Source organism: Blastomonas sp., from assembly GCF_041747255.1.
In the GTDB taxonomy this organism is placed as follows: domain Bacteria; phylum Pseudomonadota; class Alphaproteobacteria; order Sphingomonadales; family Sphingomonadaceae; genus Blastomonas.
This window is the reverse complement of sequence record NZ_JBGTFM010000065.1, coordinates 1-6,378: the sequence shown is the minus strand read 5'-3', so window position 1 is coordinate 6,378 and position 6,378 is coordinate 1. Positions and strand designations below refer to the sequence as shown.

The window sequence follows — 6,378 nt, the reverse complement described above, 5'->3', positions numbered from 1 at the left end:
CGGGCGGAGCAGCCGATCTCAAGGCGGAATATATCTGGCTGTTGCCGCAGGTCGGCGCAAGCGGCCCGTTTGGCGGCGATGATGGCGCCGGCGGCTATATGCCGCTGGCCGTCGCGATCGGCGCAGGCGGCGGCACCAGCCAGATCGCGTGGACGCACGGCAACCATCTGGGTACCCCTGTGCTCACCACCGATGCCGCAGGTGCTGCGATCTCCCCTTATGGCTATGCTGCCATCGGCTTCCCCGGCCAGTGGCTGGGCGCGCAAATCATCCCCGGTGCAGCGTTCTATTACAACCGCTACCGCGACTTCGATCCGTCACTGGGCCGCTACATCCAGGCCGACCCTAACAAACCGTGATTTTGAAGCGAAGCTTTACGCACTAACTGAGCTTGCCACTGAGTTAGGAGCGGCGCTCAGCTGCCCATTCGGCTCTCATCCCGCACCGCCCTGAACTCGTCGCCGTCTACCCAGTTGGGCCAACTGGTCGACATCGCCATGCTGCGGCCGATGCGATAGTATAGCGCAAGGTCAGCCATCACCCCTGACCAGTCCCAGGCCGGATTGAATTCGTCCTTGGGTCCGTGATAGCGATTTTCGGTATAGTCTTTCGATACAGCCGCACCCGCAGCGACGCCGCCGTTAATCAGGTCTTCCCCACCGTTGATATACAGCATCGGCACGCCAAGCTTGGCGAGGCTGAAATGGTCAGAACGGTAATAATAGCCGTTCTGCGGGCTGCTGTCAGCGGTGGCGACGCGGTCCACTGACTTTAGCGCGGCGGACAGAAAGTTATCGAGCTGCGATTTGCCCTTGCCGATAACAGTTACATCTTTTGCCGGGCCTGCCATCAGGAAAGCATCCATGTTGATGCCGCCAACGGTTTGTTTCAGCGGGTAGACGGGGTTTTCAGCATAATATTTCGATCCGAGCAGCCCTGATTCCTCTGCCGTGACAGCTAGGAAAACGATGCTCCGATCGGGTGCGCCCGCCTTGGCGAAGGCTTCGGCCAGCGCGACCAGCGCGGCGGTGCCGGTCGCGTTGTCAACCGCGCCGTTGCAGATGTCATCCCCATCAGGCGCTGGCTTGCAGCGGCCCAGATGATCCCAATGCGCGGTGTATAGCACATATTCGTCCGGGCGCTTGGCACCGGGCAGAATGCCGATGATGTTGTTCGACCGGGTGGTGGTGATGCTGTTGGCAAACGAGACTGACGCTTTAAGTCCCAACGGCACTGGCTTGAAGCCCTTCTGCTTCGCAGCCTTGCTCAGTTGCGCAAAATCCTGCCCTGCGCTGGCGAGCAGCTGTTCAGCCACGCCCTTCTGGATCCATCCGTTGGCCATCGTCTGGCGCGCGCCTCTGTCCTTGCTCTGCGCGAAGAACTGCGGGCCGGTCCAGCTCGATTCAACCACGCCCCAGCCGTAAGCAGCGGGGAAATCCTCATGCACGATCAGCGCGGCAGCTGCGCCCTGTCGCGCAGCTTCTTCATATTTATAGGTCCAGCGGCCATAATAGGTCATCGCTTTGCCGCCAAAATCGCCGGTCAGGTCTACGCTCGCATAATCCGGATCGTTGACCAGAATGACCACCGTCTTGCCCTTCACATCGAGCCCGGCATAATCGTTCCAGCCCTTTTCAGGCGCGTTGATGCCGAATCCGACAAAGACGACGTCGCTATCGATAATCTCGATTGTCTCGGTTTCGCGATAGGTTCCGATCACCATCTCGCTGCCATAGTTGAATGCCAGCGGTGTCTTGCCGCCGCTGATCGTCAGCGGGCTGACCTTGTTCGCTTCGATGCCGACCAACGGTACATTCTGCAGCCAACTGTCACCATTGCCGGGCTTAAGACCTGCTGCGGCAAAGCGCTCTGTCAGCAGTGCGATGGTCTTTTCCTCGCCAATGGAGCCGGGCGCCCGGCCTTCAAAACTGTCGTCCGACAGCATCTGGGTCAAGTCCTTGATCGTAGCTTCGGCTATGTCCACCGCTTCGACCTCTGGAATATCAAGACCTGCTGCTCGCCCTGCTGATGGTCCGCTTTCGGTCTGGCAGGCGGCAAGGCCGAGCAGACCCAGCGGGGCGAGCACAAGCAGGGGTGACAAACGCATGACCAAATATCCTTTGGAGAGTTCGAGCAACGATCACCGGTCATCTGCCAGCTTGGCTTTGATGAGGCAAGCGCGCTGGATCATGACAGCAGGGGGCTGGGCTTGTGTCGTGCAACCAATGTCCCTATCGACCGTTGCAAAATTAACCCAAATCAACGTTGCTGGAGATGCGCCAACCCAACGGACAGCGAATCCGGGTATCACACATGTTTAAGGGGCCAGGACCAGCTTTCATGGCAGTTGAACCGTCGCCAGAACAGAATTCGGATGCATCGCACAGCCCGCTGAATGACCGCGATTTCAAGGAACAACTTGCTGCCTTGATCCCGCACCTTCGCGCCTATGGGCGTTCGTTAAGCGGAAACCGCGATGTTGCAGATGATCTTGTCCAGGATACGATGCTCAAGGCATGGGCCGCACGCGAGCGGTTTTCTGCAGGCACCAACATGCGCGCGTGGACATTCATCATCCTGCGCAATTCCTTTTTGTCGCAGCGGCGGCGGTCACGGTTCACCAGCGAATGGGACGATGTCGTTGCCGATCGCATCCTTTCGGTCCCGGCAGGCCAGGGCGACCAGCTGCATCTCGCCGATGTTCAGCGCGCGCTGATGCAGCTGCCGGAAGCCCAGCGGGAAGCCCTGATCTTGGTTGGCGCAGGCGGCTTTTCCTATGAAGAAGCGGCAGACATTTGTGCGGTGGCGCTTGGCACCATCAAAAGCCGGGTGGCGCGAGGTCGCGCGGCACTCGCTGCGCTGGTCGATGATGCGGTTTACGGTGATGAACAGGGCGTGCGGCTTGCCGATCCCATGGGGGCGATCATGGCCGACGTCGACACATTGAGTGGCGGACTGCCCGGTAACAGGGGCAACGGCACATAAGTTTGGCATCGCCGTCGGACTGATCCAATATCACACACTCTTGCGCGTTGCGCTTGGACAGCTTGCTGGCTAGCAAAGCGGCATGGATGCGCGAACAGCACTGCTCGAAGCCCTCTCCCGGATGCGCGATCACGCGCCGTTTCTGGCCACGGCGATCGACAAGCGGCCCGATCTGCTGGTGATGCTGGAGCAGGGAGAGTTCGAGGCAGCATTGGCGGCATGCAGCGACTCGCCCACCGACATCCCTGTATCACAGTCGCTGCGCATTCAAAAAAATGCACTGTCGATGGTGCTGGCAGCGGGTGATCTGGCAGGACTGCTCAGCGTCGAACAGGTCATGCGTCACCTGTCTGACTTCGCGGACCGCGCGCTGGACGCCTCGCTTGCTGATATTTTTGCGCGACGAACGCCCGATCAGACGCCGCAAGGTTTTGCGGTGATTTCGCTGGGCAAGCACGGCGGGCAGGAGCTCAACTATTCGTCGGACATCGACCCGATTTTCCTCTACGACCCCGCTACCCTTCCGGTGCGTGGACGTGAAGAACCGTCTGATGCGGCGCAGCGGATCGCGCGACAACTGATCGATTTGATGAGTGAGCGCGACGGTTACGGCTATGTTTTTCGCATGGACCTGCGGCTCAGGCCCGCGGCCGAAGTAACGCCACTGGCGATCCCGGTAGATGCTGCCATTTCCCATTATGAATCGCAGGCCCTGACATGGGAACAGGCGGCGTTTATCCGTGCCCGCGCGTCGGCTGGCGACAGAGCACTTGGCGACTATTTTATGGAGTCGCTCCGCCCATTCATCTGGCGACGCTCGCTCGATTTCGGCACGATCGACGAGATTGCCGCGCTCACCCGGCAAATCCGCGACCATTATGACAAGGGCCAGCAACTCGGCCCCGGATTTGACCTCAAACGCGGGCGCGGCGGCATCCGCGAGGTTGAGTTTTTCACCCAGGCACAGCAGCTGATCCACGGTGGGCGTAATCCCGCTCTGCGCTCGCGGGCAACGCTGGCGGCGCTCGATGCGCTTGCCAATGCCGGGATCGTGCCAGCGGATGAGGCGGTAATGCTGGCGCAGCACTATCGGTCCCTGCGCACCATCGAGCACCGGCTGCAGATGGTTGATGACCAGCAGACCCACAGCCTGCCCAAAGATGCCGCAGCATTGAGCAATGTGGCGCGGTTGCATGGGCTGGATGATGGCGCGGCGCTGATCGAATTTCTGCGCCCGGTCACCGACGATGTTGGCCGGGTTTATGATGCGCTGGTGGTCTCGCAGCGCGGCGGCGGCGAGATCGTGCCAGTGACGTTGAGCAGTGATCCTGAACTGCTGGCTGACAATCTTGCTGCTATCGGTTTTGACGATCCGCAGGCGCTGGCCGCGCGGGTGATGGGCTGGCGCAACGGCTCGGCGCGAGCGCTGCGGACAGCTGCCGGTCGCAAGGCATTTGAGGCGGTGCTGCCATCAGTGCTCACAGCATTGTCCGACGCACCGGACCATGTCGCAGCGCTCAATCGCTTCGATGATCTGCTGCGCAACCTGCCGAGCACGGTCAACATATTTCGCCTGCTAGAAGCCCGCCCAGGCCTGATGCAGACGGTCGTCGATATCCTCAGCCACGCGCCGGTGCTCGCCGAGGCACTGGCGCAGCGTGGTGATCTGCTCGACGGGCTGATTGACGCCTCCGCCTATGATCTGGCGGGTGATGTCGATCAGCTGATCGCCAAGTTTGCGCGCGAGGAGGCGGGAGAGGATTATCAGCGTCGGCTGGATATGGTGCGGGTCCGCGTCGGCGAGGCGCGTTTTGCGCTGGGGGTGCAGCTGATCGAAGGGCGGCACGATCCGCTGGCGATAGCCGCGGGCTATGCGCGGGTTGCCGAAGCCGCGATTGTGCGGCTGGCCGACTGCGCGATCGCCGAATTTACGAAAGTCCATGGGCGGATTGCCGACAGCGAGCCGGTGATACTTGCGCTGGGGCGGCTGGGAGGCGGCGCGCTCACCCATGCGTCTGATCTCGACCTGATTTTCCTGTTCAGCGGCGAGATCGGCATGGAATCGGATGGCGCACGGCCCCTTGGCAGCACCCAATATTACAATCGGCTGGCGCAGCGGATCATCGCGGCGCTGAGCGTACCGACGGCGGCCGGGGCATTGTATGAGGTGGATACGAGGCTGCGTCCCAATGGCGCACAAGGGCTGCTCGCGGTCTCGTTTGCCAGCTTTGCCGAATATCAGATGGGACCCGCGTGGACATGGGAACATATGGCGCTGTGCCGTGCGCGACCGGTTTATGGGTCGAACACGGCGCGAGCGCAGCTCGCCGGGATCATCAATGATGCTTTGCACCGGCAGAGGGAGCCAGACACGCTGATTGCAGACGCGCTGAAGATGCGCTCCGACATTGCGGCGCATAAACCGCCGCTGGGGGTGCTCGATGCCAAGTTGCTGCCCGGCGGGCTCGTCGATCTTGAGTTCATCGTCCATACGCTGCAGCTGCTGCATCACACGGCGTTCGATCCTGATCTGGGCAAGGCGGTGCGCTTGCTTGCGGACGCAGGGTATGTCGATCCGGCGTTGGGCGATGCGCATGATCTGCTGACCTGCCTGCTCGTTAGCCTTCGCCTTATTGCCCCCGATTGCAGCGAGCCGCATGCAGCCAGCCGCGCCCTGATCGCGCGCGCATGCGGCTGCGGGGAATGGCATGAGCTGCTTGCGGTGTTCGATCAGGCGCGGCAATGCGTGAACCATGCCTGGGCTTCGGTGTTCGGTGCCCCGCGCGAGTTTTAGTCACCCCTGAAGGAGCCATTATGACCGATATCGGCGATACTATACCTCCCGTTGCCCTGACCCGTCCCGATGACAGCCCGGTGAGCGCTGCGGACTTTGCGGACCAGGTTTGGGTGCTGTATTTCTACCCCAAGGACGACACCACCGGCTGTACCAAGCAGGCGCAAGAGTTCAGCGCATTGATCGCCGAGTTCGATGCCGCTGGCGTCGCCGTGCTGGGCGTTTCGAAGGACCCACCCAAAAAGCACGTTAAATTCACTGAAAAATACGGACTGACTGTGCCGTTGGCGAGCGATAGCGAGACCGATGGCCTCGCCGAAGCGATGGGCGTGTGGGTGGAAAAGTCGATGTACGGCAAGAAATATATGGGGATGGAGCGCTCGACCTTTCTGGTCGGCAAGGATGGCAAGGTTGCGCGGGTTTGGCGCAAGATGAAGGTCGCGGGCCACGCAGCAGAAGTGCTGGACGCCGCAAAGGCGCTTTGAGCCTTGCCCTCCGGCCAGGAAACGCTCGGCGAGGCCTGCCGCTCGGTCCTGCTTGCCGCGGAGCCCAAGGCCAAGGTGATGGCGGCGCGCCGCGTGGCGCGCGACTGGCGGCTT

4 protein-coding genes and 1 pseudogene are annotated in these 6,378 nt (G+C 61.4%); 4 read left to right on the top strand and 1 reads right to left on the bottom strand.

Going from position 1 to position 6,378, the window contains the following annotated elements; all coding sequences use genetic code 11:
• Window positions 1–359 (top strand): annotated as a pseudogene (locus ACEW8G_RS02385) (hypothetical protein); the annotation flags it as partial.
• 56 nt (window positions 360–415) lie between these two features.
• Here ACEW8G_RS02385 and ACEW8G_RS02380 read toward each other — a convergent pair.
• Window positions 416–2,107 (bottom strand): M28 family metallopeptidase, encoded by a 1,692-nt coding sequence (locus tag ACEW8G_RS02380; RefSeq protein WP_373486846.1) that lies wholly within the window; start codon window positions 2,105–2,107, stop codon window positions 416–418.
• 233 nt (window positions 2,108–2,340) lie between these two features.
• On the opposite strand from ACEW8G_RS02380, the gene ACEW8G_RS02375 reads away from it, so the two are divergent.
• The 3 genes from ACEW8G_RS02375 (at window position 2,341) to ACEW8G_RS02365 (ending at window position 6,264) form a co-directional block, all read left to right on the top strand.
• Window positions 2,341–2,985: a sigma-70 family RNA polymerase sigma factor gene (locus ACEW8G_RS02375; RefSeq protein WP_373486845.1), complete on the top strand. Its 645-nt coding sequence runs from the start codon at window positions 2,341–2,343 to the stop codon at window positions 2,983–2,985.
• A gap of 82 nt (window positions 2,986–3,067) precedes the next feature.
• The gene (gene glnE / locus ACEW8G_RS02370; RefSeq protein WP_373486844.1) at window positions 3,068–5,779 is read left to right on the top strand and encodes a bifunctional [glutamate--ammonia ligase]-adenylyl-L-tyrosine phosphorylase/[glutamate--ammonia-ligase] adenylyltransferase; all 2,712 of its coding nucleotides are present in this window, start codon (window positions 3,068–3,070) and stop codon (window positions 5,777–5,779) included.
• A gap of 20 nt (window positions 5,780–5,799) precedes the next feature.
• Window positions 5,800–6,264, top strand: a complete 465-nt coding sequence (locus ACEW8G_RS02365) for a peroxiredoxin (RefSeq protein WP_373486843.1) — start codon at window positions 5,800–5,802, stop codon at window positions 6,262–6,264.
• Window positions 6,265–6,378: the final 114 nt, after the last annotated feature.

Coding starts and splice junctions, on each gene's coding strand:
- ACEW8G_RS02380 (WP_373486846.1), bottom strand. CDS start 2,107: ATGCGTTTGTCACCCCTGCTTGTGCTCGCCCCGCTGGGTCTGCTCGGC.
- ACEW8G_RS02375 (WP_373486845.1), top strand. CDS start 2,341: ATGGCAGTTGAACCGTCGCCAGAACAGAATTCGGATGCATCGCACAGC.
- glnE (WP_373486844.1), top strand. CDS start 3,068: ATGGATGCGCGAACAGCACTGCTCGAAGCCCTCTCCCGGATGCGCGAT.
- ACEW8G_RS02365 (WP_373486843.1), top strand. CDS start 5,800: ATGACCGATATCGGCGATACTATACCTCCCGTTGCCCTGACCCGTCCC.